Source organism: Niallia sp. FSL R7-0271, from assembly GCF_038005785.1.
Lineage (GTDB): Bacteria > Bacillota > Bacilli > Bacillales > Cytobacillaceae > Niallia.
Map to the genome: position 1 here is coordinate 1,390,790 of NZ_JBBOTZ010000001.1, position 26,113 is coordinate 1,416,902.

General features: G+C 40.5%; 27 protein-coding genes. All 27 read left to right on the forward strand.

The window, feature by feature from the left end:
- Window position 1 precedes the first annotated feature (1 nt).
- The 27 genes from fabG to hslV all read left to right on the forward strand — a co-directional run bounded on the left by fabG (window position 2) and on the right by hslV (window position 26,100).
- Window positions 2–745, forward strand: coding sequence for a 3-oxoacyl-[acyl-carrier-protein] reductase (gene fabG, locus MKX82_RS07010; protein WP_233314428.1), 744 nt, complete (start codon window positions 2–4; stop codon window positions 743–745).
- A 151-nt stretch (window positions 746–896) separates the two neighbouring features.
- Entirely contained in the window at window positions 897–1,127 is a 231-nt protein-coding gene (locus MKX82_RS07015; RefSeq protein ID WP_185766980.1) for an acyl carrier protein, read from the forward strand.
- Window positions 1,128–1,450: 323 nt separating this feature from the next.
- A complete protein-coding gene (gene rnc, locus MKX82_RS07020) occupies window positions 1,451–2,203 on the forward strand; it encodes a ribonuclease III (protein WP_233314427.1) in 753 nt (250 codons plus the stop codon).
- A 112-nt stretch (window positions 2,204–2,315) separates the two neighbouring features.
- Entirely contained in the window at window positions 2,316–5,882 is a 3,567-nt protein-coding gene (smc, locus tag MKX82_RS07025) for a chromosome segregation protein SMC (protein ID WP_341075993.1), read from the forward strand.
- Window positions 5,883–5,915: 33 nt separating this feature from the next.
- Window positions 5,916–6,905 (forward strand): signal recognition particle-docking protein FtsY, encoded by a 990-nt coding sequence (ftsY, locus tag MKX82_RS07030; protein ID WP_233314425.1) that lies wholly within the window; start codon window positions 5,916–5,918, stop codon window positions 6,903–6,905.
- 125 nt (window positions 6,906–7,030) lie between these two features.
- Window positions 7,031–7,291, forward strand: coding sequence for a hypothetical protein (locus tag MKX82_RS07035; RefSeq protein ID WP_341075998.1), 261 nt, complete (start codon window positions 7,031–7,033; stop codon window positions 7,289–7,291).
- A gap of 172 nt (window positions 7,292–7,463) precedes the next feature.
- The gene (locus MKX82_RS07040) at window positions 7,464–7,922 is read left to right on the forward strand and encodes a DUF4064 domain-containing protein (RefSeq protein WP_233314423.1); all 459 of its coding nucleotides are present in this window, start codon (window positions 7,464–7,466) and stop codon (window positions 7,920–7,922) included.
- Between the two features lie 404 nt (window positions 7,923–8,326).
- Entirely contained in the window at window positions 8,327–8,659 is a 333-nt protein-coding gene (locus MKX82_RS07045; protein WP_233314422.1) for a putative DNA-binding protein, read from the forward strand.
- Window positions 8,660–8,671: 12 nt separating this feature from the next.
- Window positions 8,672–10,024 (forward strand): signal recognition particle protein, encoded by a 1,353-nt coding sequence (ffh, locus tag MKX82_RS07050; RefSeq protein WP_233314421.1) that lies wholly within the window; start codon window positions 8,672–8,674, stop codon window positions 10,022–10,024.
- A gap of 131 nt (window positions 10,025–10,155) precedes the next feature.
- Entirely contained in the window at window positions 10,156–10,428 is a 273-nt protein-coding gene (rpsP, locus tag MKX82_RS07055; protein WP_127734638.1) for a 30S ribosomal protein S16, read from the forward strand.
- An 11-nt stretch (window positions 10,429–10,439) separates the two neighbouring features.
- On the forward strand, window positions 10,440–10,670 hold the full coding sequence (locus MKX82_RS07060) for a KH domain-containing protein (protein ID WP_233314787.1): 231 nt from the start codon (window positions 10,440–10,442) through the stop codon (window positions 10,668–10,670).
- A 143-nt stretch (window positions 10,671–10,813) separates the two neighbouring features.
- On the forward strand, window positions 10,814–11,194 hold the full coding sequence (locus MKX82_RS07065; RefSeq protein ID WP_233314420.1) for a YlqD family protein: 381 nt from the start codon (window positions 10,814–10,816) through the stop codon (window positions 11,192–11,194).
- Between the two features lie 11 nt (window positions 11,195–11,205).
- On the forward strand, window positions 11,206–11,724 hold the full coding sequence (gene rimM / locus MKX82_RS07070) for a ribosome maturation factor RimM (RefSeq protein ID WP_233314419.1): 519 nt from the start codon (window positions 11,206–11,208) through the stop codon (window positions 11,722–11,724).
- Complete coding sequence (gene trmD, locus MKX82_RS07075) at window positions 11,724–12,458, forward strand: tRNA (guanosine(37)-N1)-methyltransferase TrmD (protein ID WP_237941178.1); 735 nt, start codon at window positions 11,724–11,726, stop codon at window positions 12,456–12,458. The genes rimM and trmD overlap by 1 nt, the downstream gene beginning before the upstream one ends.
- Window positions 12,459–12,599: 141 nt before the next feature.
- The gene (gene rplS / locus MKX82_RS07080; RefSeq protein ID WP_127734629.1) at window positions 12,600–12,944 is read left to right on the forward strand and encodes a 50S ribosomal protein L19; all 345 of its coding nucleotides are present in this window, start codon (window positions 12,600–12,602) and stop codon (window positions 12,942–12,944) included.
- 277 nt (window positions 12,945–13,221) lie between these two features.
- A complete protein-coding gene (gene lepB, locus MKX82_RS07085; protein WP_233314417.1) occupies window positions 13,222–13,779 on the forward strand; it encodes a signal peptidase I in 558 nt (185 codons plus the stop codon).
- Window positions 13,780–13,820: 41 nt separating this feature from the next.
- On the forward strand, window positions 13,821–14,696 hold the full coding sequence (ylqF, locus tag MKX82_RS07090; protein WP_233314416.1) for a ribosome biogenesis GTPase YlqF: 876 nt from the start codon (window positions 13,821–13,823) through the stop codon (window positions 14,694–14,696).
- A gap of 145 nt (window positions 14,697–14,841) precedes the next feature.
- A complete protein-coding gene (locus MKX82_RS07095) occupies window positions 14,842–15,627 on the forward strand; it encodes a ribonuclease HII (protein ID WP_237941180.1) in 786 nt (261 codons plus the stop codon).
- Window positions 15,628–16,899 (forward strand): hypothetical protein, encoded by a 1,272-nt coding sequence (locus tag MKX82_RS07100; protein WP_341076021.1) that lies wholly within the window; start codon window positions 15,628–15,630, stop codon window positions 16,897–16,899.
- Window positions 16,896–17,192 carry an EscU/YscU/HrcU family type III secretion system export apparatus switch protein gene (locus tag MKX82_RS07105; protein ID WP_233314413.1) on the forward strand — a complete coding sequence of 99 codons (297 nt, stop codon included), beginning with the start codon at window positions 16,896–16,898 and terminating at the stop codon, window positions 17,190–17,192. The genes MKX82_RS07100 and MKX82_RS07105 overlap by 4 nt, the downstream gene beginning before the upstream one ends.
- Before the next feature lie 328 nt (window positions 17,193–17,520).
- Entirely contained in the window at window positions 17,521–18,714 is a 1,194-nt protein-coding gene (gene sucC / locus MKX82_RS07110) for an ADP-forming succinate--CoA ligase subunit beta (protein WP_233314412.1), read from the forward strand.
- Window positions 18,695–19,618, forward strand: a complete 924-nt coding sequence (gene sucD, locus MKX82_RS07115) for a succinate--CoA ligase subunit alpha (protein WP_233314411.1) — start codon at window positions 18,695–18,697, stop codon at window positions 19,616–19,618. Before sucC ends, sucD begins: the two co-directional genes overlap by 20 nt.
- Window positions 19,619–19,862: 244 nt before the next feature.
- The gene (gene dprA / locus MKX82_RS07120; RefSeq protein ID WP_341076026.1) at window positions 19,863–20,651 is read left to right on the forward strand and encodes a DNA-processing protein DprA; all 789 of its coding nucleotides are present in this window, start codon (window positions 19,863–19,865) and stop codon (window positions 20,649–20,651) included.
- 233 nt (window positions 20,652–20,884) lie between these two features.
- On the forward strand, window positions 20,885–22,963 hold the full coding sequence (gene topA, locus MKX82_RS07125; RefSeq protein ID WP_233314409.1) for a type I DNA topoisomerase: 2,079 nt from the start codon (window positions 20,885–20,887) through the stop codon (window positions 22,961–22,963).
- A gap of 278 nt (window positions 22,964–23,241) precedes the next feature.
- Window positions 23,242–24,555, forward strand: a complete 1,314-nt coding sequence (gene trmFO / locus MKX82_RS07130) for an FADH(2)-oxidizing methylenetetrahydrofolate--tRNA-(uracil(54)-C(5))-methyltransferase TrmFO (RefSeq protein ID WP_233314408.1) — start codon at window positions 23,242–23,244, stop codon at window positions 24,553–24,555.
- Window positions 24,556–24,614: 59 nt separating this feature from the next.
- Window positions 24,615–25,520, forward strand: coding sequence for a tyrosine recombinase XerC (gene xerC / locus MKX82_RS07135; RefSeq protein ID WP_341076032.1), 906 nt, complete (start codon window positions 24,615–24,617; stop codon window positions 25,518–25,520).
- 37 nt (window positions 25,521–25,557) lie between these two features.
- The gene (gene hslV, locus MKX82_RS07140; protein ID WP_233314786.1) at window positions 25,558–26,100 is read left to right on the forward strand and encodes an ATP-dependent protease subunit HslV; all 543 of its coding nucleotides are present in this window, start codon (window positions 25,558–25,560) and stop codon (window positions 26,098–26,100) included.
- Window positions 26,101–26,113: the final 13 nt, after the last annotated feature.

Sequence of the window (26,113 nt, forward strand, 5' to 3'; positions counted from 1 at the left end):
TATGAAACTAGATGGTAAAACAGCGTTAGTAACAGGCGGGTCTAGAGGAATCGGCCGTGCGATTGCTTTAAAACTTGCGAAAGAAGGAGCTAACGTAGCTGTCAATTACGCAGGAAGTGCAGCTCTTGCTAATGAAGTTGTTGAGGAAATCAAACAGCTTGGCAAAGATGCGATTGCAATCCAATGCGATGTTTCAAACGGCGAATCTGTAGCTGAGATGATAAAAGAAACAATTGCTCACTTTGGAAGCCTGGACATTCTTGTGAACAATGCTGGTATTACAAGAGATAACCTTTTGATGCGCATGAAAGAATCAGAGTGGGATGATGTTATCAACACGAATTTGAAGGGCGTCTTCCATTGCACGAAGGGTGTTACAAGACAAATGATGAAGCAAAGAAAAGGAAGAATTATTAACATTACTTCCATTGTCGGTGTAACAGGTAATCCCGGGCAAGCAAACTACGTAGCAGCAAAAGCAGGAGTTATCGGCTTAACGAAAACAACTGCTAAAGAGCTTGCAGCACGAAATATTACTGTAAATGCAGTTGCACCTGGGTTCATCACAACAGATATGACGGATAAACTGCCAGAAGATGTGAAAAATGCGATGCTTTCGCAAATTCCCCTTGCGAAATTCGGCGATCCGGATGATATCGCAAATGCAGTTGTATTTTTAGCTTCTGATGAGAGCGGCTATATTACAGGGCAAACAATCCACATTGATGGCGGTATGTATATGTAATAAATTTGAAATATGCTGATATTAATAAAAATGATGCAATCAAGAAATACTTTAACGTAAAGCTTATTTCAGCATATTTTTCATTTGTAATAAAAAGAGCATTTATTATTTGCTCGAAATGCTCTATAATCATTGAGGGGAGGTGACTAGAATGTCAGATGTATTAGAACGCGTAACGAAAATCGTTGTTGATCGTCTTGGAGTTGAAGAGTCAGAAGTTAAGCCTGAAGCTTCTTTCAAAGATGACCTAGGAGCAGATTCTCTAGATGTAGTAGAACTTGTTATGGAACTTGAAGATGAGTTCGACATGGAGATTTCTGACGACGATGCTGAAAAGATTGTAACAGTAGGAGATGCTGTTAATTACATAGGTAATCGTTAATCCAACCAATAAAAGCTCCGTTAAATAGCGGGGCTTTTAGATTGCAAAAAAATAGGGAAACTAATGCTGTCGAAGTTTATTAAAATGTACAGCGCACTTTTGCATGGAACCTTATACAAGCCTCTGTTAGAAAAATGCTGGCAAATGGCTGAAAGTTAGTTTAAAATAATAAGGATTTCATAAGCAAAAAGCGCATATAAAAGACAGCCTATCTGAAAGGAACGGCTTGGAGAGAAAAAACTTTCCAAGTTTCTTTGCGTTTTTTATCTGTTTTACTTAAACTTATTATTGATATGTAAACTTAGTGCTAAGGTGGAGGCAAAATGCGAGGCAACGGAAAAGATAAGAGACATACACGTCCAAATGATAAAAAATTAAAAGAATTGCAAGAAAATCTGGGCATCCAGTTTGAAAACGAAAAATTGTTAAAACAAGCATTTACTCATTCATCATATGTGAATGAGCATCGCAGAAAGCCTCATGAAGACAATGAAAGACTCGAATTTCTAGGAGATGCAGTATTAGAACTTACCGTTTCTCAATTCCTCTTTAAGAAATTCCCGATGATGAGCGAAGGTGAGCTGACGAAGCTGCGGGCAGCAATTGTTTGTGAACCGTCACTTGTTTCTTTTGCTAATGATCAATCGTTCGGCAAGTTTGTCTTGCTTGGCAAGGGAGAGGAAATGACAGGAGGGCGAGCTCGTCCAGCTCTTCTAGCGGATGTTTTTGAGGCATTTATCGGAGCTCTTTACCTGGATCAAGGACTGGAGCAGGTTGTTGTCTTCCTTGAGAAAGTCGTGTTTCCGAAGATTAATTCCGGTGCTTTTTCTCATGTGATGGATTTTAAGAGTCAGCTTCAGGAATTTGTCCAACGAGACGCAGTTGGGACTATTTCCTATCGAATTCTGCAAGAAAAAGGTCCTGCTCATAACAGGGAGTTCGTATCCCAAGTGTTCTTAAATGATATGGAGTTAGGAACTGGAACAGGACGCTCTAAAAAAGAAGCAGAACAGCATGCAGCACAGATGTCGTTAACTATGCTGAAGACAAAAGATGCTAAGACAGATAAAAACTGATAAAAGCACCTATAAGAAGAAAGCGAAATCACTGTTGATTCTTTGCTTTCTTAATAACCAAAGACAACTAGAGATGATGCAAAAAAGTAAAGGGGTTTAGGAGGTGAGGTAAGTGTTTTTAAAACGGTTGGATGTTGTTGGTTTTAAATCATTTGCTGATCGAATTGCAGTGGATTTTGTGCCAGGTGTGACCGCAGTGGTGGGACCAAATGGAAGCGGTAAAAGCAATATAACAGATGCAATTCGCTGGGTATTAGGAGAACAATCTGCCAAAAGCCTCAGAGGAAGTAAGATGGAGGATGTCATATTCTCGGGCAGTGATTCCAGAAAGGCAGTTAATTTTGCGGAAGTAACCTTAACACTTGAAAATGATGATCAGTTTCTCCCGCTAGACTATCACGAGGTGAGTGTAACCAGAAGGGTTTATCGCTCAGGGGAAAGCGAATATTTAATCAATAAGCAGTCCTGCAGGCTGAAAGATATTATTGAGTTATTTATGGACTCAGGGCTTGGAAGAGAAGCTTTTTCGATTATCAGCCAAGGGAAAGTGGAAGAAATCCTTAACAGCAAGGCAGAGGATCGCCGCTCCATCTTTGAAGAAGCTGCTGGTGTGCTTAAATATAAGACAAGAAAAAAGAAAGCAGAAGGCAAGCTTGTAGAAACACAAGAGAATCTAAACAGGGTGAATGATATTCTCCACGAGCTGGAAGGGCAAGTCGAGCCGCTGAAGATTCAAAGCTCTATGGCTAAGGAGTATCTTGACCATAAGGAAAATCTTGAACAAATTGAAGTAGCGCTAATGGTTCATGATATAGAGGAAGCTCATCAAAAGTTCGAAGCTATTTCAGCACAGCTTGAAGGCTACAAGGAAAAAGAGCTCCAACTTCTTTCTATGCTGCAAAGCAAGGAAGCTAAGATGGAAGAATGGAAGAACGACGTTTCTGCATTGGATGAATCCATCAATGACCTTCAGCAAGTGCTGCTCCTTGTAAGTGAAGAACTGGAAAAGCTTGAAGGCAGAAAAGAAGTACTGAAAGAACGGAAAAAGAACGCTGCACAAAACAGAGGACAACTTGAAAAAAGCAAGGCAGAGCTGGAAGAGAAAGTATCTTTATTAAAGCAGCAAAAAGAGGAGCATCTTCTTTCAGTGACTCAGCTTAAGAGCGAAGCAACCCAGATTGAGGAAGAGCTAAAAGTCAACGAAAAGAAAATGCAGCTTTATAATGTTAATCTTGAAGAAAAAATTGAATCCTTGAAAAGTGATTATATCGAGTTGCTGAATGAACAAGCTGCCTCAAAAAACGAAAGCAGCTATATCACCCAGCAGCTGGAATCACAAACTCGGAAAACCTCTCTTCTAGATGAAGATAATGCAAAATTCACGTCGGAAAGAGCACGGATTGTGGCAGAGAAAGCCCGCATTACGGCAAGATTGGCTGAATTAGAAGCAGAATTGGCAAACAGTGCTGCTGGATACGAGCAAAAACAGCTAGCAGTGGATGAAATGAAGGCAAAAGTCCAAAAAATTGAAAAATCGCTGTATCAATCATACCAGTTCATTCAACAGGCGAAATCAAGAAAAGAGATGCTTGAGGAGCTTGAGGACGACTATGCTGGGTTTTTCCAAGGTGTTAAGGAAGTTCTTAAGGCAAGAGACAAGGCGCTTACTGGGATACATGGTGCTGTTGCAGAATTAATGAACGTTCCGAAAGAGTATAATGTCAGCATAGAAATTGCTTTAGGCGGTAGCATGCAGCATCTAGTTGTGGAAGCAGAACAGCATGCACGCCAGGCAATCGCCTATTTAAAGAAAAACGGCTACGGCAGAGCAACGTTTTTGCCAATGAGCATTATTAAGGGCAAAAAGCTGTCTGAATCTCAGCTTCGGTTAGTACAAGGCCATTCCTCCTTTATCGGAGTTGCAGCTGACTTAATTTCCTATGATTCAAAGTACCAAGACATTATGGGGAATTTATTAGGAAATGTCATTATCACAAAAGACTTAAAAGGCGCTAATGAAATGGCAAAGGCACTGCAATATAGGTCAAGATTTGTCACGCTAGAAGGGGAAATCGTTAATCCTGGGGGCTCCATGACAGGAGGAGCCATCAAGCAAAAGTCAGCGAGCATTCTTACACGTAAAGGTGAATTGGAAAACTTGAAGACAAAAATCTTTGAGATGGAAAAGACATCTTTAAAGTTGGAGGACCAGCTTAAAAAAGGGAAAAACACCACGCAAGAAGAAAGCGCAGCGTTAGAAGAACTGCGATTAAAGCAAGAGGATATCCGTTTCTCCATTCAATCCATTAAAGATGAACAGAGAGAGATTGAATTCGAAGAAAGAACAATGAATGAGAAGCTGTCCCAATATGATCGTAATAAGGCAGATTACCTTGATGAACAGCAAGCTTTAAAGGACAGGAAAATGCTTCTAAACGAAAAGCTTGGCGAGTTTGTGCAAAACATTCAAGCACTTGAGCAGGAGATTGCTCAATTGACCGAACAGAAAAATCAACAAAGCCAATCAAGAGAACAAGTTGCAGAGTCTATTGGCGAGTTGAGAGTAGCCTTCGCTGCAAAAAAAGAACAGCTTTCCAACGCAACAGAAAAGCTGGCTACGGTAACTTCTGATTTAGAAGAGTCAGAAGCTAAATGGCAGCTTGTGAAGGAAGACCTCGAGCTGCTGACATCTGAAATGACAGACAGTCATTCAGGTGAAGAGCATCTAGAGGATGCTGCTGAAAAAAAACAGCAGGAAAAGGCTGCTGCTATTCAGTTGATTGGCGAGCGCCGCGCAGAACGCCTGCAGCTCCAAATGCAGCTTGATGAACTCGATCTTGATGTAAAGGAAACACGCCGCATACACCGTGGTATGGTACAAGCTCTTAAAGACGAGGAAGTAAAATTAAACAGAATTGATGTAGAACTTGATTCAAGACTCACTAACTTAAGAGAAGAATACATGATGACATTTGAGGGAGCGAAGGAAGAGTATCCTCTAACAATGGAATTAGAAGATGCCCGTAAAAAAGTGAAGCTGATTAAGCTGGCTATGGAAGAGCTTGGAACAGTTAACCTTGGGGCGATAGAGGAATATGAAAGAATATCTGAAAGATATGATTTTCTTCTTGAGCAAAAGACCGACCTGGAAGAGGCAAAAGATACCCTTTACCAAGTAATTGACGAAATGGATGACGAAATGAAAAAACGGTTCCAGCAAACGTTCGAAGGAATTCAAGGCCATTTTGAAGGCGTGTTCCAGCGGTTGTTTGGCGGCGGTCATGCAGCATTGCGTTTGACAAATCCAGACGATTTACTGAACACAGGTGTAGAGATTGTCGCACAGCCTCCAGGGAAAAAATTGCAGAACTTAAGCTTGCTATCAGGCGGAGAAAGAGCCTTGACTGCAATTGCCTTGTTGTTTGCGATATTAAAGGTTCGTCCCGTGCCGTTTTGCATACTTGATGAAGTGGAAGCGGCCCTTGATGAAGCAAATGTATTCAGATTCAGTTCTTATCTGAAGTCTTACAGCAGTGAAACGCAATTCATTGTTATTACACACCGAAAAGGGACAATGGAAGAAGCAGATGTCCTATATGGTGTGACAATGCAAGAATCAGGCGTATCAAAGCTTGTTTCTGTTCGCTTAAGTGAAACAAGTGAGCTTGTTGCAACATAATCAATCAACTTTAAATGAGAAAGTGGGAATCAAATGAGTTTCTTCAAAAAGCTAAAAGAAAAAATGTCTCTGCAGACAAATACGGTTACGGAAAAATTCAAAGATGGACTAGCAAAAACTAGAAGTAATTTCTCCGATAAAGTGAATGATTTAGTGTCCAGATACCGCAAAGTGGATGAGGACTTTTTTGAAGAATTAGAAGAAATTCTTATCGGAGCAGATGTCGGCTTTGAGACAGTAATGGAATTAATCGACGAACTGAAGAGCGAAGTGAAAAAAAGGAATATACAAGATCCGAGAGAAGTACAATCCGTTATTTCAGAGAAGCTAGTAGCTATCTATCAAAATGGTGAGGAAGAAACTTCTGCCATAAATGTTCAGCAAGACGGGTTGACTGTAATTCTTTTTGTTGGTGTAAATGGAGTCGGTAAGACGACAACTATCGGCAAGCTCGCCCACCGATATAAATCAGAAGGCAAAAAGGTTGTACTTGCAGCAGGAGATACGTTCCGTGCAGGTGCCATTGAACAGCTTGAAGTATGGGGAGAGCGTGCTGGAGTGGATGTTATTAAGCAAGCTGCCGGCTCCGATCCTGCAGCGGTTATGTACGATGCTGTGCAGGCTGCAAAATCAAGAAATGCAGATATCCTCCTTTGTGATACGGCTGGAAGATTGCAAAACAAAGTTAACCTTATGAATGAATTAGAAAAAGTAAAACGCGTAATTGAAAGAGAAATCCCTGGTGCTCCACATGAAGTGCTTCTAGTGCTTGATGCAACAACAGGGCAAAATGCACTTATTCAAGCGAAGACTTTCAAAGAAGCGACTAACGTAAGCGGAATCGTGCTTACTAAGCTTGATGGCACAGCAAAAGGTGGAATTGTGCTAGCTATCCGCAATGAGCTGCAAATACCAGTCAAATTAGTCGGACTTGGTGAAAAGATGGACGACTTACAAAACTTTGACGCAGAAAAATACGTATACGGCTTATTTTCCAACTTGGTTGAAGCGGAGGAAGAATAAGCAAAAGCTGTGCAGACATCCCGTTACCGTGATATCTGCACAGCTTTTTTTGTGTTATAAAAACAACAACAAGGCAGATAATAAGACTGTGCAAAATATGATAAGAAAGCAAGGAGGAACATAATGTGTTCATACAGCTGATTCTCATAACTATCATGTTGTTTGGAGCGTTTCTGTCTATTAAAGGCCGACTTGTTCAACGCAGTTCCGTATGGCATCTTGGCAATATGCTAGGACAAAAAGGGCTGCTAGAGGAAGAAGCGTATTCAATAACATTAGAAGAGGAAAATCTATTTTTGCGCAGCCTTTCTGGAATAAGGATGAAAATAATCGGTGCCCTAATGATGGGAATTACAGCTAGCCTAATCATCTTATTCCACATATAGTGGACTAAAGATCTTTTTGTCAAACCATTGATAAAGAGATCTTTTTTTGTTATATATTGGAATAATTAACAAAAAATAAGAAGAACGTACTAGAGAAAGTATGTTATCATAGGGGTGTAATCTTTTTTTGTGAAAGAGGTTACATACATAAAACTTGAGGTGATTTTTTTAGATGAGTCTTAATTTGAGAGCGCCAAGAATTTTAGGCATAGTTTCGTTTGTTTTATTGTTAATTGGATTTCTCCTTTCGTTAGTGTTTTATACGCAAATAGATAAGGTGGATATTCTGAGAGATTCTTTAATAGATGCATATAATACAGATCCTGCATACCAAGAAGATTTAGGACTCGAAAACATTCCGAGTACAGGAGAGGAATTTGCTGATGAGTTGATTGTTGCAGGAAAAAAATTCCTGTTGCTTCCTGTTATCTTCTCCATAATTGCTTGCGCAGCAACTTTGTTTAGCGTAATTATGATGAATAAAATGCCTCGTACAAGCGGTATTCTATTCATTATCGTCGGAGTAGTTTCCCTTCTCTCCATCATTATTCCAATCCTGTTAATCACAGCAGGTGTAATGATTCTTAACAGATGGTCAAGATATAATAAGGAAGCGGGCATACCCGCTTAAACAATAGTCCTGCTTGAAGCTTTCCTAAAGCTTAAGCGGGGCTTTTTTTGTTTAGGAGTGTGCTGATGTTTCTAATTAACTTATAGGATTGTATCAGTGCGTATGTGGATAAACAGGGCATCTCCGCATCCCTGCGATAAGTCAACATCACTTCACTCTGTTTGCCGTGTTTCCTCTTTATCTCAGTCAAGGCCCTCCAGTTTCTCTGCCGCTAAACGGTCGCCATCCGCTCGAGGTCATAAGCCAAGCTGTCCAAGAAGGGGGAAGAGCACCCCTTCTCGGCCACCTCGTCTTATGCTAGTCGCCGATAAGCAGGCGCCTTCCGCTTTTCTGTTGACATCTTTTTTGTTGGTGTGTACAATAAGGGTGTAAAGGTGTTTGACTTAACATGGAGGTATTGTTCGATGCTTGAAAAAACAACACGAATGAATTATCTGTTTGATTTCTATCAGTCGTTGTTGACACCGAAGCAACGAAGTTACATGTCTCTTTATTATTTAGATGATTATTCTCTTGGTGAAATTGCTGATGAATATGACGTTAGCCGTCAAGCTGTTTATGATAATATTAAACGGACTGAGGCAATGCTGGAAGAATATGAAAATAAATTACTCTTACTTCAAAAGTTTCAAGAGCGTAATACTCTTTTTGTTCAAATAAAAGAGTTATTAAAGGATGATACTCCTTCGGTTTCAGCATTGCTGGAAGCAGTTTGCGAGCTGGAGAAATTAGATTAAGGAGGCGGCGCAATGGCATTTGAAGGTTTAGCTGACCGACTGCAGAATACGATCCAAAAGATCCGCGGAAAAGGGAAAGTAAATGAGGCGGATGTTAAGGAAATGATGCGTGAAGTCCGACTTGCATTGCTTGAGGCGGATGTTAACTTTAAGGTAGTCAAAGAGTTTGTTAAAAAAGTCAGTGAGCGTGCTGTTGGACAAGAGGTTATGAAAAGTCTGACTCCTGGACAGCAGGTCATTAAAGTTGTTAAAGAAGAACTTACGGAGCTGATGGGCGGAGAACAAAGCAAGATTGCTGTATCGAACCGTCCGCCGACAGTCATTATGATGGTTGGTTTGCAAGGTGCCGGTAAGACAACTACAACTGGGAAATTGGCTAATTTACTGCGTAAAAAGCATAATAGAAAGCCGTTGCTTGTTGCGGCAGACATATATCGTCCTGCGGCTATTAAGCAGCTCGAAACACTTGGTAAGCAGCTCGATTTCCCTGTTTTTTCACTTGGAGATCAAGTCAGCCCTGTTGAGATTGCGAAACAGGCGATTGCTAAAGCAAAAGAAGACCATCATGATTATGTGTTAATCGATACTGCAGGTCGTCTGCATGTGGATGAAGCATTGATGGACGAGTTAAAGCAAATTAAAGAGCTTTCCAATCCAGATGAAATATTCCTTGTAGTTGATGCGATGACAGGTCAGGATGCAGTCAATGTGGCAAGCAGCTTTAACGAGCAGCTTGGACTGACAGGTGTCGTATTAACGAAGCTAGATGGTGACACTCGAGGCGGGGCAGCGTTATCTATTCGTTCTGTTACACAAACACCGATTAAATTTGTCGGTTTGGGTGAAAAGATGGATGCATTAGAGGCGTTCCATCCAGAGCGTATGGCATCACGTATTCTTGGAATGGGTGATGTGCTAAGCCTAATCGAGAAAGCGCAAATGAATGTCGATGAAGAAAAGGCAAAAGAGCTGGAAATGAAAATGAAAACAGCTTCCTTTACTTTAGATGACTTTTTAGAACAGCTTGGACAGGTCCGTAACATGGGGCCTCTTGATGAGCTGCTGAAAATGATGCCAGGAGCCAACAAAATCAAGGGCTTGGATAATCTCCAAGTAGATGAAAAGCAAATCAGCCATGTGGAAGCGATTATTCGCTCCATGACAAAGGCAGAAAAAGAACACCCGGAAATCATCAACTCAAGCAGACGGAAGCGTATAGCTAAAGGGAGCGGCAGAACCGTTCCTGAAGTGAACAGGCTGTTGAAGCAGTTTGAGGACATGAAAAAAATGATGAAACAAATGACGGGTATGACTCAAAAAGGCAAGAAAAAAGGCAAGTTTAAATTACCATTTAACCCTTTTTAAGGGTGTTAACAAGCGGTTTTTTATTAATTTGAACAGAATGTTTAGTCTGACAAGAAAAAACACTTTACAAACTGTTCAACTATTGATATTATACTATCTTGTGTGAAACTATTCGGAGGTGCATTTTTAAAATGGCAGTAAAAATTCGTTTAAAACGTATGGGAGCTAAAAAGACTCCTTTCTATCGTATTGTAGTAGCAGATTCTCGTTCACCACGTGATGGACGTTTCATTGAAACAGTAGGAACTTACAATCCAGTAGCAAACCCTGCTATCGTGGATATCAACGAAGAGAAAGCTCTACAATGGTTACAAAATGGTGCAAAACCATCTGATACAGTTCGTAACCTTTTCTCTAACGAAGGTATCATGGAGAAATTCCACAACATCAAAAACGGTAAGTAATTCGTTTGAAGATGAAGGAATTAATTGAAACGATTGTTAAGCCCCTTGTGGATTTTCCGGATGATGTTGCGATAAAAGTTACTGAAGAGGATAATCGAATCATTTACTTGCTTTCTGTCAACAAGAATGACATGGGAAAGGTAATTGGGAAGCAAGGGCGGGTTGCTAAAGCGATTCGAACGATTGTTTACGCTGCTGGCTCACAGCAGCAAAAAAAGCTGGTTTTAGAAATTAGCGAATAATAAAGGAGGAGGGGGAACCCTTCTCCTTTATTTGTTTATATCTCTTTGCAGATTCTTTATACTAGAAGTGGGAGCGTATTGGTGGGATGCCGTTTGACGCTTTGCGAGCATTAAAAATAGCAGTGCATGGATAGGAGGAAAAAATGCAGATTCTCCATACTGTCACAGTCAAACAAATATTAACCGAACAAACGAAACAAGCCTTAGAGAAGAAACTCACAGAAGAGCTGCTTCAGCTTGAAAAGGAGTGCGAACAATTCAAGTTTGAAGAAAAAAAGCTGCTTAAAAGTCATCCTGCAAATGCTATTAAACAGCAGATTAGCAAGAGACTTGCCAACAAAGAGGAAAAAAAGAAATCACTAGAGTTTCAATTAGCACAATTACATATACTACCATTGGGCAGTGAACTAAAAGAACAAGAGCTTACTGGCATTGTTGATATAAAAGTTGGAGATGTTTGGGATGAGGCCTTGCTTCATAAAACAATACTCCTGAAAGATGGAAAAGTTGTAGACATACGTTAGAGGTGATAATAGTGGAAAAATGGTTTAATGTAGGAAAGATTGTTAATACACATGGTATTCGTGGTGAAGTGCGTGTCATTTCCCGGACGGATTTTCCAGACGAAAGATATAAGATTGGCAATACGATTTTTCTATTTGGAGAAGGCAAAAAAGATCCAGAAGAACTAAAAATAAAAACACATCGCCTTCATAAAAACTTTAACCTTTTGACATTTGAGGGCTATGATAATGTTAATGAGGTGGAATACATGAAAGGCGGCGCTTTAAAGGTGCCTGAAAGCTTTTTAGGAGACTTGGCAGAGAATGAATACTATTTCCACGAAATCATCGGCTGTAAGGTTGTAACAGTTGAAGGAGACGAGATAGGAGTTATATCTGAAATTCTTACACCAGGTGCGAATGATGTATGGGTCATCAAAACTAGTAAAAAAGAAGAAGTTTTAATTCCTTATATCGAGGAAGTTGTTATGAAAGTAGATGTTAAGGAGAAGTTAGTTGTTATCGAGCCAATGGAGGGACTGTTATCATAATGAGAGTGGATGTATTAACACTATTTCCAGAAATGTTTGATGGTGTGTTTAACAGCTCTATATTGAAAAAAGCGAAAGAAGCAGAAAAGGTGACCTATGGTGTCACTAACTTCAGGGATTATTCTGATAACAAGCATCAGTCTGTGGATGATTATCCATATGGCGGCGGTGCGGGAATGGTCCTTAAACCTCAGCCGATCTTTGATGCGGTTGAGGATTTGCAAAAAAAGAGCGGCACTAAGCCGAAAGTGGTACTAATGTGTCCTCAAGGCGAGCGTTATACACAGAAAAAGGCGGAAGAGCTGGCTAAGGAAGAGCATTTAATTTTTATCTGCGGTCATTACGAAGGCTATGATGAGCGAATTCGCGAGCATTTAGCGACAGATGAGATTTCAATCGGCGATTATGTGCTTACAGGCGGCGAGCTTGGAGCAATGGTAGTGATTGATAGTGTCGTCAGACTTCTTCCAGGAGTGCTTGGGAGCGAGGCGTCTCATGTGAATGATTCCTTCAGCACAGGACTGCTTGAGCATCCACACTACACCCGTCCTGCTGATTTCAGGGGGATGAAGGTGCCGGATACACTCATGTCAGGAAATCATGCTCATATTGACGAATGGAGAGAAAGAGAGTCGCTGAAAAGAACACTTGAAAGACGTCCGGATTTGCTGGAAAATTACCCGCTCACAGCAAAACAGCAAAAACTATTAAATGAATTGCAGAAAAACAAATAATAGATATTGATGTCTTAAGTTATTTATGTTAAGATAACACTTGTGACTTGAGCAGAAGTATTTCTGCAATGAAAGTCTTATAACGATGTTCCGCTGCAAGGATTTGACTGCAAGAGCGTCTGTTGGAAGGAGTTGAAAACGATGCAAAAATTAATAGAAGATATCACAAAAGAACAACTTCGTTCAGATCTTCCTGCGTTCCGTCCTGGTGACACTGTACGTGTACACGTTAAAGTTGTTGAGGGTACTCGTGAGCGTATTCAGGTATACGAAGGTGTTGTGATTAAGCGTCGTGGTGGTGGAATCAGCGAAACTTTTACAGTACGTAAAGTTTCTTACGGAGTAGGCGTTGAGCGTACATTCCCAGTTCATACACCAAAAATTGCGAAGCTTGAAGTTATTCGCCGCGGTAAAGTCCGTCGTGCTAAACTTTACTACCTACGTAACCTACGTGGTAAAAAAGCTCGTATTAAAGAAATTCGATAATATTTTCAAAAAAGAGCCTGTTCTTTGCAACAAGCTCTTTTTTATTGCAACTTGGCTATTCACCCTTTTTCTTCCCGTACTTATATTAGGCATGATAATTTAATTAGGAACGGACCATGGCATTTTACTTCGACTTTTTATTTCGCTACAATAAAAGGGAGAGGGTTTGTCCTTTAGCATTATTTTGTTTAAAAAAGCCTTTTAATAAACTTAAGACAGTTACAATTAGAAGGCATGGAGAAGAGATGCTTACTAAAAACAAGGATTGGTGAACGAAATGGCAAAGAAGAAAAAGAAAAATGAGATATGGGAATGGGGTAAGGCGCTTGTAATCGCAGTAGCATTGGCTTTTGTGATCCGCTCCTTTTTATTTGCTCCGATCGTAGTGGACGGGGAATCGATGATGCCCACATTACATAATTCAGACAGAATGATTGTTAACAAGGTTAACTACAAAATCAGCGAGCCTAACCGCTTTGATATCATTGTTTTCCATGCCCCTGAAGGAAAGGATTATATCAAGAGAGTAATCGGTTTGCCTGGTGATACAATAGAGTATAAGGACGACGTTTTGTATGTGAACGGAAAAGCATATGACGAGCCGTACTTAGATGAATACAAAAAGCAGGTGACTGACGGACCGCTGACAGAATCCTTTAAACTCGAAGATAAAATCGGCAGAAGCACAGTTCCCGAGGGAGAACTGTTCGTAATGGGTGATAATCGCCGTGACAGCAAAGACAGCCGCCATATTGGGACAGTGTCTTATGAGAAAGTACTTGGCAACACGAGCGTGATTTACTGGCCGTTAACAGACATACAAATAGTGAACTAAGGCTTTGCTTATAAAGCAAGCTTGTAACTGAGGTGGATATTTTGACGATACAATGGTTTCCCGGCCATATGGCCAAAGCAAGAAGACAAGTAACAGAAAAGCTGAAGCTTGTGGACATTATTTTTGAGTTGGTGGATGCAAGAATTCCCCAATCTTCCAGAAATCCGATGATTGATGAGATCATCCAGCATAAGCCAAGGATTGTTTTGCTGAACAAGGCAGATATGGCAGATGGAGAAAGAACGAAAGAATGGATTGCCTATTTTAAAGAAAAAGGCATTCAAGCATTAGCGATCAACTCACAGGCTGGTGTTGGAATGAAAGAAATCACAGCTTTAGCTAATGTGGTGCTTGCAGAGAAATTCGACCGAATGCGAGCAAAAGGAATCAGACCCCGTGCAATCAGAGCAATGATTGTCGGAATTCCGAATGCAGGCAAATCAACATTAATCAACAGGCTTGCCAAAAAGAATATCGCAAAAACAGGGAACACTCCTGGTGTAACAAAAGCACAGCAATGGATTAAAGTAGGAAAAGAATTAGAGCTGCTTGACACTCCAGGGATTCTTTGGCCAAAATTTGAGGATCAAGAAGTAGGTTTAAAGCTTGCTTTGACTGGTGCGATTAAAGACACCATTCTTAATTTGCAGGATATCGCTATTTTTGGTTTGCGCTTTTTAGAGAAAGAGTATCCTGAAAGGCTAAAGGAACGGTTCCAGCTTGAAGAAATTCCAGAGGATATCGTTGAGTTGTTTGACAAAATCGGTGTAGTTAGAGGCTGCCTTACAGGAGGCGCTGTAGTCGATTATGACAAAGTTACTGAACTGGTCATCAGAGAAATCAGAAGCGAAAAATTCGGAAGGCTGACATTCGAAAGAGCAAGAGATTTCATAGAGGAAGACGAAAGCGATAGTTAATAGTAGGGTGAGTCTGACCTTGTTAAAAAAGAGAATTGACCATTATTTTGGGCACTTCTCTTTTTTGATTTTGAGGATACATAACTTGTACTTAAATCTTTCATAATATGGGACGATATAAAGAGAGAGAAGGGAAGTTTCAACAGTGGCAAATGTAACATTAAAAGAAATAAAAGCTAGATTAGAGGATATAACAGACAATAATGACCCTTACTGGGAGACGATAAAAGAAGACAAAAGAGTCGGAGTGCAAAAGCTCGTAACTGCATGGGAAAAGCAAAAGGAAAAAGAGTTGCAGCTTCATGCCCGTTTTGTAGAGCTCTGCACATATGAAACAGAACTAAGAAAGCAAGGATATACATATATTGCAGGTATTGATGAAGTGGGAAGAGGCCCGCTTGCAGGTCCCGTTGTAACAGCAGCTGTTATACTCCCGGAAAACTTTTATTTGCCTGGAATAGATGATTCAAAAAAACTGTCTGAAGCAAAAAGAGAGCAATTTTACGAGATTATCCAAAAGGAAGCCGTTTCTATTGGAGTAGGCATTATCGCTCCTGCGGAAATTGACCGTATAAACATATACGAGGCGACCAAAAAAGGAATGCTTGCAGCCCTTCAAAATCTTGATCAGCAGCCTGACTTCCTGTTGATTGATGCGATGAAGCTTGACGTTCCATATCCAAGCAAATCGATTATAAAGGGAGACAGTAAAAGTGTTTCCATTGCTGCTGCTAGCATCATTGCGAAAGTCACGAGAGATGAAATGATGAGAGAGCTTGATAAAGAATTTCCAGCATACGGTTTTGCGAGTAATATGGGTTACGGCACAAAGGAACATCTTCTTGCTTTAGACAGAGAGGGATATACAATTCATCATCGCAAAAGCTTTTCGCCAATTAAGGAAATGGCAGAGGAGAATAGGAGCATGTAAATGAATGACATACGAATTGGACCAAGTTTTCAACCAAATCTAGAAAGAACAATCAGCTCAAAGCTGCTGGAGCTTCGCCAAGGCCAAATTATAATGGGGCATGTTAATAAGCATTTTCCCAACAATATGGCTGAAGTGCAGGCAGGAAGCCAAAGGCTCCTTGCAGAACTTTCTGCTCCCTTAAGCACAGACAAGAACTATTGGTTTCAAGTTCAAGACAATGAAGATGGGAAGCTTAGCTTAAAGGTATTATCAGCAGCAAGTCCAGTAAATCTTGATGGGGGGGCTGACTCTCTTCTTGAGCAATGGTCCTTGCCTCGTACAAATGATCTGAAAAACTTGGCAGCCCAATTGCTAAATGAAAAAATGCCGTTCAATAAAGAAATGCTCCTTCTTGCTGGAAAATGGATGGAATCAGCACAAGACAGCTCGAAAGCTATCGATACAATTAAGGAAATGCTGCAGAGAAATCTTCCGTTCACAGAGAAGGTGTTTACAAGCCTAATGGCAACAAGGGACGGCAATACGATGAACAATCTTGCTGGTAAATTGCTGAGTGAGATGAGTGCTCAACAACTCTCTCTTCCAAAGCTCGAGGAAACATTAAGGTTGTTTGAGACGGGTAAAAATGTTGATTTGCCAGATGGCGGTGCCATCAAAGAGCATTTGCAAAGACTGCTGCATACAATTGGGTTTTCTTATGAAAATGAACTTTTGACCAATCCGGACGGAGGCAAAGGAGCTCAATGGAACCAGCTAAAACCGCTCCTGCTTGATGTATTAAAACAAGATGCTCCCGCTTCTGTAAAGGAGTTAGCAAATGCCCTTACGGACAAGATAACAGGTTTGCAGCTATTAAGTCAGGATTCAGGACCTATTACGCAGCTGATGCTTCAATTTCCCCTTCATTTTCAGCATCATTCCATGGATGCAACCCTGCAATACAGTGGAAAGAAAACGAAAGACGGAAAAATAGACGCAGACTTTTGCCGTATCCTTTTTTATCTTGATTTAGCATATTTAAAAGAAACAGCCATTGATATGCATGTGCAAAAGAGGATTGTTCATTTAACGGTCTTTAATGAAAACCGTGAGATTGAGCCGCTTATGAAAAGTATGCTTGCAGGTTTGCGAGAAAAATTGAACGAAGTCCAATACAGTCTGTCATCAATAGATTTTAAATCCTTTCAAGAAGATAAAGAGAAGAAAATAGATTTAGATTCAAAGCGAAATAACTCTGCCTACTACAAGGGGGTAGATTACAGAATATGAAGAACAAGGATAAGGAAAACCAGCGAAGGCAAGCGGTGGCTTTAAGCTACAAGCAGCATCAGCATGCAGCTCCAATAGTAGCTGCTAAGGGGAGCGGGTTGATTGCCGACAATATCGTGGAGAAGGCGAAAGAAAATGGAGTGCCAATCCAAGAAGATCCATCCCTTGTGGAACTGTTAAGCAAGCTCAATATCCAGGAACAAGTACCGGAAGATTTATATCAGGCTGTCGCAGAGGTGTTTGCTTTTATTTATAAGCTTGATAAAACCTATGGCACACAAAAGGAAATCTAGTATATTAGTCCCCTAAACGAAGGGGATTATTTTTTTTATTGGAAAATAGAGCCTTTTTGATAGACAAAACGGTTGCTTTTTTATAAAATGAAAGCGTGAACAATAGAGTGTTTTTTCCAAAAAGTAAGAAAATATTGTGTTGATAAAGAATATTAATACAGTATTAAAGATACTTTTTAAAAGGAAGGGGTCCTTTTAAATTGGAAAAAATATTTTTTTGTCGAGAAGGAAAAAAGCCATTTTTTTTCGTCCTCGTACATAAGTAAGAGTATGCACTAATGAACCTGGCAAGAAGCGAAAGAAATTTTAGCAAAAGGGGTGTGGGAGAATGAATATTCACGAATATCAAGGGAAAGAAATTCTAGCATTAAACGGTGTAGCTGTTCCTAAAGGAAGTGTTGCTTTTACCGTGGAAGAGGCCCTGTTTGCTGCTGAGCATTTAAACAGTGATGCATGGGTTGTTAAGGCGCAGATTCATGCCGGAGGAAGAGGGAAAGCTGGCGGTGTCAAGGTTGCTAAGTCTCTCGATGAAGTGAAGCAATATGCTGAACAGATTTTAGGAAGCACGCTTGTCACACATCAGACTGGTCCTGAAGGAAAAGTTGTTAAACGTTTGCTGATTGAAGAAGGCTGCCGTATTAAGAAGGAATACTATATTGGCTTTGTAGTCGACCGCTCCACTTCCCGGATTGTCTTGATGGCATCAGAAGAAGGCGGAACAGAGATTGAGGAAATTGCAGCAACACAGCCTGAAAAAATCATCAAGGAAGTTATTGACCCGCTGACTGGGCTAACTCCTTTCCAGGCTAGAAGAGTTGCATTTGCCATCAATATCCCTGGTCCTCAAGTAAATAAAGCGGTTGCTTTTATGACAGGCCTTTATCGTGTATTTTGTGAAAAAGATTGCTCAATTGCCGAAATCAATCCTCTTGTATTGACAGAAGAGGGCGATGTAATGGCGCTCGATGCTAAGCTGAACTTCGATTCCAATGCCTTGTACAGACATAAGGATATTCTTGCATACCGTGATTTGGATGAAGAGGATGAGAAGGAACTGGAAGCTTCAAAATTTGATTTGAGTTATATTGCCTTGAACGGAAATATCGGCTGCATGGTAAATGGTGCTGGTCTTGCAATGGCTACAATGGATATCGTGAAGCATTACGGCGGAGAGCCGGCAAACTTCCTTGATGTTGGCGGCGGTGCGACAGCTGAAAAAGTTACTGAAGCATTTAAGATCATTCTGTCAGATGAAAAAGTGAAGGGCATTTTTGTTAATATATTCGGTGGAATTATGAAATGCGATATCATTGCAGAAGGTATCGTTGAAGCAGCTAAACAGGTGAGCCTGCAGGTGCCGCTTGTTGTTAGACTGGAAGGGACAAATGTAGAGCTTGGCCAAAAAATTCTTAATGAATCAGGCATCAATATAATATCTGCAAGCTCCATGGCGGACGGTGCAGAAAAAATCGTGTCATATGTACAAAAAGGAGGAGAAATCAATGAGCATATTCATCAATAAAGAAACAAAAGTCATTGTTCAAGGTATTACAGGGGCAACGGCTCTTTTTCATACGAAGCAAATGCTCGAATATGGCACAAAAATTGTTGCAGGGGTAACACCAGGCAAGGGTGGCACGGATGTAGAAGGTGTGCCGGTCTTCAATACGATGAAAGAAGCTGTTGAAGCGACAAACGCGACAGTGTCTGTCAACTATGTGCCTGCCCCGTTTGCAGCAGATGCTATTATGGAAGCTGTAGATGCAGAGCTTGACTTGACGATTTGTATTACAGAACATATTCCAGTTCTTGATATGGTGAAGGTTAAGCGATATATGGAAGGCAAAAAGACAAGATTAATAGGACCGAACTGTCCGGGAGTTATTACTCCTGAAGAATGCAAGATAGGAATTATGCCTGGTTATATCCATACAAAGGGCCATGTAGGCGTTGTATCCCGTTCTGGTACTTTGACATACGAAGCTGTCCATCAGCTTACACAGGCGGGAATAGGGCAGTCTACAGCGGTAGGAATTGGCGGAGACCCGGTTAATGGAACTGATTTCATTGACGTCTTAAAGCAATTTAACGAAGATGAAGATACTTATGCTGTTATTATGATTGGTGAAATCGGCGGAACAGCAGAAGAAGAAGCGGCTGAATGGGTAAAAGCCAATATGACAAAGCCTGTAGTCGGCTTTATCGGCGGTAGAACGGCACCTCCAGGAAAAAGAATGGGCCATGCGGGCGCCATCATTTCAGGAGGCAAAGGGACTGCTGATGAAAAGATTAAAACAATGAACGAGTGCGGCATTAAAGTAGCTCCTACACCTGCTGAAATGGGTGCAACATTAATTGAAGTTCTCAAAGAAACAGATCTTTTCGACAAGTGCAAAACCCATCAGGTAGAAGAAAGCAGAGTCTGATTTTAAAAAAAAGACTAGCCCCCTTTTGCGCCATGCAGTTGGGCTAGTCTTTTTATGCTGCAAAAAAACGACGTGTTTCTTCTATTATATAGCAAATCTTTGGAAACTATAGCAAGAAATGATTATAATAGAGATAGCAAGGTTTGTATTTTTATACTTTGCATAGAATATTGTGAGAAAGGAATTGAGTTACTTGCTAAAAAGTTTTAGAGAAAGATTAATAGAGCTCCATCATTGCCGCAATATGTCTTGGAAAAGGATCTACACTCTCCTCAAAGCAGACCCTGATCTGCACGCCCTCAACCGTCCCCTTCAAAAAATTGTTACAGACTTTCACTCACACTCCATCCAGCAAACTATCCACCAATACGCCACATTAGGAATACAAACCATCACTTATTTTGATCCTGCATATCCAAGCTTGTTAAAAGAAATATATCAGCCTCCATGGGTGCTTTATGCAAAAGGAGATCTGTCTTTTTTGCAGGAGCAGCGAAAGTTGGCAATTGTAGGCTCCCGTTATCCGACAGTTTACAGTAAACAAGTAATTATAGCCATGATGACTAAACTTGTTCGAGAACGAGTAGTAATTGTCAGCGGTCTAGCAAAAGGTGTGGATGCTATTGCTCATAGGACAGCAGACGAACATAACGGCAAGACAATCGCCATTATTGCAGGAGGATTTAAGCATATTTATCCAAAGGAAAATATTTTACTTGCAGATAAAATAACAAGATCACATCTTCTTTTATCAGAGTATCCACCAGATACAAAACCATTAAAATGGCATTTCCCAATGCGCAACCGGATCATAAGCGGCCTCTCAAGGGGAACGCTTGTTGTCGAGGCAAAAAGAAAAAGCGGCTCGTTAATCACAGCGCATCTTGCTTTGCAAGAAGGAAGAGATGTTTTTGCTGTTCCTGGCAGCATATTCAGCCCCACTTCTTTTGGACCGAATGACTTGATAAAACAAGGAGCAAAGCCAGTTTTATGTGCGACTGATATATTAGAAGAGTGGGAATATTATCCATAAAATAGAATAGAAAAGGAAAAAAATGTTTTTCATCTATTTTCAAAAATTTTTAAAAAGGTATTGCTATTTTTTTGAATTTGTTATACTGTTTGCACAGATATAACTTTAATTTTTATGGATTTTCATTCATATAATAACGGTGTAACCGTTTACTTTTTTCGTAATGTTTGACAAAAGAGATCATAGTATACAATAATAGTGAATATTTATTATCCCTCTAAGGAGGACGTTGGATGTCAGAGTTTCTAGTAATCGTAGAGTCGCCTGCAAAGGCAAAAACGATTGAACGTTATTTAGGAAAAAAATATAAAGTAAAAGCATCAATGGGACATATAAGAGATCTACCAAGAAGCCAAATGGGTGTTGATACTGATAAAGAATATGAACCGAAGTACATAACGATCCGCGGAAAAGGTCCTGTTCTTAAAGAATTGAAGACAGCAGCCAAAAAGGCAAAAAAGATTTATCTTGCAGCCGACCCCGATAGAGAAGGGGAAGCAATTGCCTGGCATTTAGCCAACAGTCTGCAGGTTGATGTAGATTCGGATTGCCGTGTCGTATTTAATGAAATCACAAAAGACGCCATTAAAGAATCATTTAAACACCCCCGTCCAATTAATATGGATCTAGTTGATTCCCAGCAAGCAAGACGGGTGCTTGATCGCCTAGTAGGCTACAACATCAGCCCGCTGTTATGGAAAAAGGTCAAAAAAGGGCTTAGCGCAGGAAGAGTGCAATCTGTAGCAGTTCGTTTAATAATCGACAGAGAAAAAGAGATTAAAGCATTCGAACCGGAAGAGTACTGGACAATTGAATCAGACTTCGCAAAAGGGAAAACAAGCTTTGAAGCAGCTTTTTACGGGCTGAAAAATAAAAAAATGGAGCTGCATTCTCAAGCGGATGTAGACAATATTAAAAAACAGCTCAATGGCAATAAATTTACTGTTGAGAAGGTAACGAAGAAGGAACGTAAACGAAACCCAGCAGTACCTTTTACAACATCCTCCCTACAGCAGGAAGCTGCGCGAAAGCTAAACTTCAGGGCGAAAAAGACAATGATGCTTGCCCAGCAGCTTTATGAAGGAATAGATTTAGGCAAAAAAGAAGGGACAGTCGGTTTAATCACCTATATGAGAACAGACTCAACCCGTATTTCTGAAGTGGCTCAAAATGAAGCGTATGAATATATAACAGCCAACTACGGAAAAGAGTATACGAAAGAAGAAAACCGCAAAGAAAAGAAAAATACAAATGCACAGGATGCCCATGAAGCGGTAAGACCTACAAGTACGTTCAAGGAGCCAAACTCCCTGAAAGAGCACCTTTCTCGAGACCAGCTTCGCTTGTATAAGCTGATCTGGGAAAGATTCATTGCAAGCCAAATGGCGCCTGCTGTGATGGATACAATGAGTGTAGATTTACGTAACGGGGATGTCATATTCCGTGCAACAGGTTCAAAGATTAAGTTTCCTGGGTTTATGAAGGTGTATGTGGAAGGATCAGATGATGCGGTTGAAGAGCAGAACAAACAGCTTCCTGATTTGCAAGAGGGAGATGAAGTCATCAATAAGGACATCAATCCGAAGCAGCACTTCACACAGCCGCCACCAAGGTATACGGAAGCAAGGCTTGTTAAAACATTAGAAGAGCTTGGAATTGGCCGTCCTTCCACATTTGCGCCGACTTTGGATACTATCCAAAAACGCGGGTATGTGGCTCTCGATAACAAAAGATTTATACCGACTGAGCTTGGAGAAATCATTCATGAATTGATTCTCGAGTTTTTCCCGGAAATCCTTGACGTTGAATTTACAGCACATATGGAGCAGAATCTTGATAATATTGAGTCAGGCCAGATCAATTGGGTAAAGGTAATCGATAGTTTTTATAAGATTTTTGAACAAAGTCTCGAAAAAGCTGAAAAAGAAATGCAATCTGTCGAAATAAAGGATGAGCCTGCAGGGGAAGACTGTGAGGAATGCGGCAGTCCGATGGTATTTAAAATGGGCAGATATGGCAAGTTTATGGCATGCAGTAATTTCCCGGATTGCCGCAATACGAAGGCAATTGTCAAGGAAATCGGTGTGAAATGTCCTAAGTGCCGCGAAGGTAATATTATTGAAAGAAAAAGCAAAAAACGCCGAATTTTCTACGGCTGTGACCGTTTTCCGGAGTGCGATTTCATTTCATGGGATAAACCAATACAGCGTCCATGTCCGAAATGTGATAATATGCTTGTAGAGAAAAAGCTGAAAAAAGGTGTCCAGGTCCAATGTGTAGAGTGTGACTATAAGGAAGAGCCTCAAAGCTAAAAAAAGAGTGAGCGGTCCATGCTCACTCTTTCCGTGTGTTTTTGAAGAAGTGTCTCCTGAAGTTTCTTAAATAATTAATCTTTAGTTGAAACTTTTCAACTTGGCAAACGTAGTGTAAAATGCTAAAGGATATAATTTTAAGCCGAAACTGTATGGACTTTTGTTTTTTTCTAGTCTTTCTACCGAAAACGGATAGGAATTAGCATACATATGCATGATAAAAATGCTATCGCCCATATAAAAACATATAGATATTTAAAAAAGTTGGAGGATTTACAATGCAAGATACACAAAAGGTAGTAAATGTCATCGGTGCAGGACTTGCAGGAAGTGAAGCAGCATGGCAAATAGCGAAAAGAGGTATTAAGGTAAACCTTTATGAAATGAGACCTGTCAAGCAGACGCCTGCCCATCATACTGATAAATTTGCAGAGCTTGTATGCAGCAACTCATTAAGAGGAAATGCACTTACTAATGCAGTTGGTGTTCTAAAAGAAGAAATGAGAAGACTGGACTCTGTTATTATTGAGTCTGCGGATCTTTGCGCAGTGCCGGCAGGTGGAGCACTTGCAGTGGACAGACATGAGTTTGCTGGCAGAGTGACAGAAATGGTGAAGAACCATCCAAATGTAACAGTTATTAATGAAGAGGTTACTTCTATACCAGAAGGGGTAACTGTTATTGCGACAGGACCACTTACGAGTGCAGCTCTTTCAGAAAGTCTTAAGGAGCTTACAGGGGAAGATTATTTGTACTTTTATGATGCAGCTGCTCCTATCATCGAAAAAGACAGCATAGACTTAGATAAGGTCTACTTGAAATCCCGTTATGATAAAGGGGAAGCAGCTTATCTGAACTGTCCGATGACAGAAGAGGAATTTGATCGATTTTATGAAGCGCTAATTAGTGCTGAAACTGTACCTTTGAAGGAATTTGAAAAAGAGATCTTCTTCGAAGGATGCATGCCGATTGAAGTGATGGCTTCAAGAGGGAGAAAGACAATGCTGTTTGGACCGATGAAGCCAGTTGGTTTAGAAGATCCGAAAACAGGAAAACGCCCTTATGCAGTTGTTCAGCTACGTCAGGATGACGCTGCAGGCACATTGTACAATATTGTCGGTTTTCAGACACATTTAAAATGGGGACCTCAAAAAGAAGTGCTACAATTAATACCAGGTCTTGAAAACGCTGAAATTGTTCGCTATGGTGTTATGCACAGAAATACATTCATTAATTCACCGAAGGTTCTAAATGCAACATATCAATTCAAAAACCGTCCAAACTTATTCTTCGCAGGCCAAATGACAGGCGTAGAAGGTTATGTAGAATCAGCAGCGAGCGGACTTGTAGCAGGTATTAATGCAGCGAAGCTTGTTAACGGCGAAGAACCAATTCAATTCCCTGTTGAAACAGCGATTGGAAGCATGGCTAGCTATATCACAAAGACGAATGCTAAAAACTTCCAGCCGATGAATGCTAATTTTGGACTTTTCCCTGAGTTACCAACTAGAATAAAAGGGAAAAAAGAAAGATATGAACAGCACGCTAACAGAGCGTTGGAAACAATTCAGAACTTTATGAAGAATGTGTAAATTAATTGCTTGTCGCTACAAAGTATGTTAATATAGTGAAGCCGTTGTGAGGTGAAGCAATGAATAAGGAACAAAACGCTTTCTTGAACCTGTTTATTGAATACTTGAAGATTGAAAAAAACTGCTCACCATATACGATTGATGTCTATAAAAAGGACATCCAGCAATTTTATCTATTTATGTCCAAGCAGCTGCTTGAACATGTACAGGAAGTAAGCGCCCAAGAGGTGCGGATTTTTTTGACAGAGCTTTTCCATGAAGAGCTTGCAAGAAAATCAATTGCCCGCAAAATTTCAAGCCTTCGGAGCTTTTATCGATTTTTAGCAAGAGAAAATATAGTGGGATCTAACCCCTTTGCCGTTATCAGCATACCGAAACTTGAAAGCAGACTGCCTGATTTCTTTTATGAAGAAGAATTGCAGCATATCTTTCGTTCGGTAGATACGACAAGCATGCTTGGAAAAAGAAATGTCGCCATCCTGGAGCTCCTGTACGCAACAGGAATCCGGGTCGGCGAATGTACAAAAATCGAGATGAAGGATATTGATTTCAGCATCTCGACATTGCTTGTCAAAGGAAAAGGGAAAAAGGAACGGTATCTGCCGTTTGGGAGTTTTGCTCATTCCGCTCTTGAATCTTACATAAAGAACTGCAGAAGCAAGCTGATGGATAAATACAAGACGAATCACCCCTATTTATTTGTTAACTACAAGGGTGGTCCGCTGACAGAGAACGGTGTACGCGACATTCTTAACCGAATGATGGAACATTCTGCTGCCAAAGGAAAGATCCATCCGCATAAGCTTAGACATTCATTTGCTACACATCTCTTGGCAAACGGTGCCGATATGCGGACTGTTCAAGAATTATTAGGTCACGCCTTTTTATCGTCCACCCAGATTTATACGCATGTCACAAGCGAGTACTTAAAAAAAACATATATGTCCTTTCACCCAAGGGCATAGCTGTAAACGGATAAAGGAGGAAGTAAACATGTCTGGACTGCCACAGTTTCACGCAACTACTATTTTTGCTGTTCAACATAAAGGGAAATGCGCCATGTCAGGTGACGGCCAAGTCACTTTCGGCAATGCTGTCGTGATGAAACATACTGCCAAGAAGGTAAGAAAACTTTTTAATGGAAAAGTAATCGCAGGTTTTGCAGGCTCTGTTGCCGATGCCTTTACCTTATTTGAGCTATTCGAAGGAAAATTGGAAGAGTATAATGGGAATCTGCAAAGAGCAGCTGTAGAACTTGCAAAGCTTTGGAGAAGCGATAAGGTTTTACGCAAGCTTGAAGCAATGCTGATCATTATGAACGAAACTGATTTGCTGCTTGTATCTGGCACAGGGGAAGTAATTGAGCCGGATGATGGAATTTTGGCGATTGGCTCAGGCGGTAACTATGCTCTGTCAGCCGGAAGAGCGCTTAAACAATACTCAGGTGAACATCTTTCTGCATACGAAATAGCAAAAGCAGCTCTTGAAATCGCTGGCGATATTTGTGTATATACGAACAATAATATTATTGTAGAAGAATTATAAGGAGAGGATTACT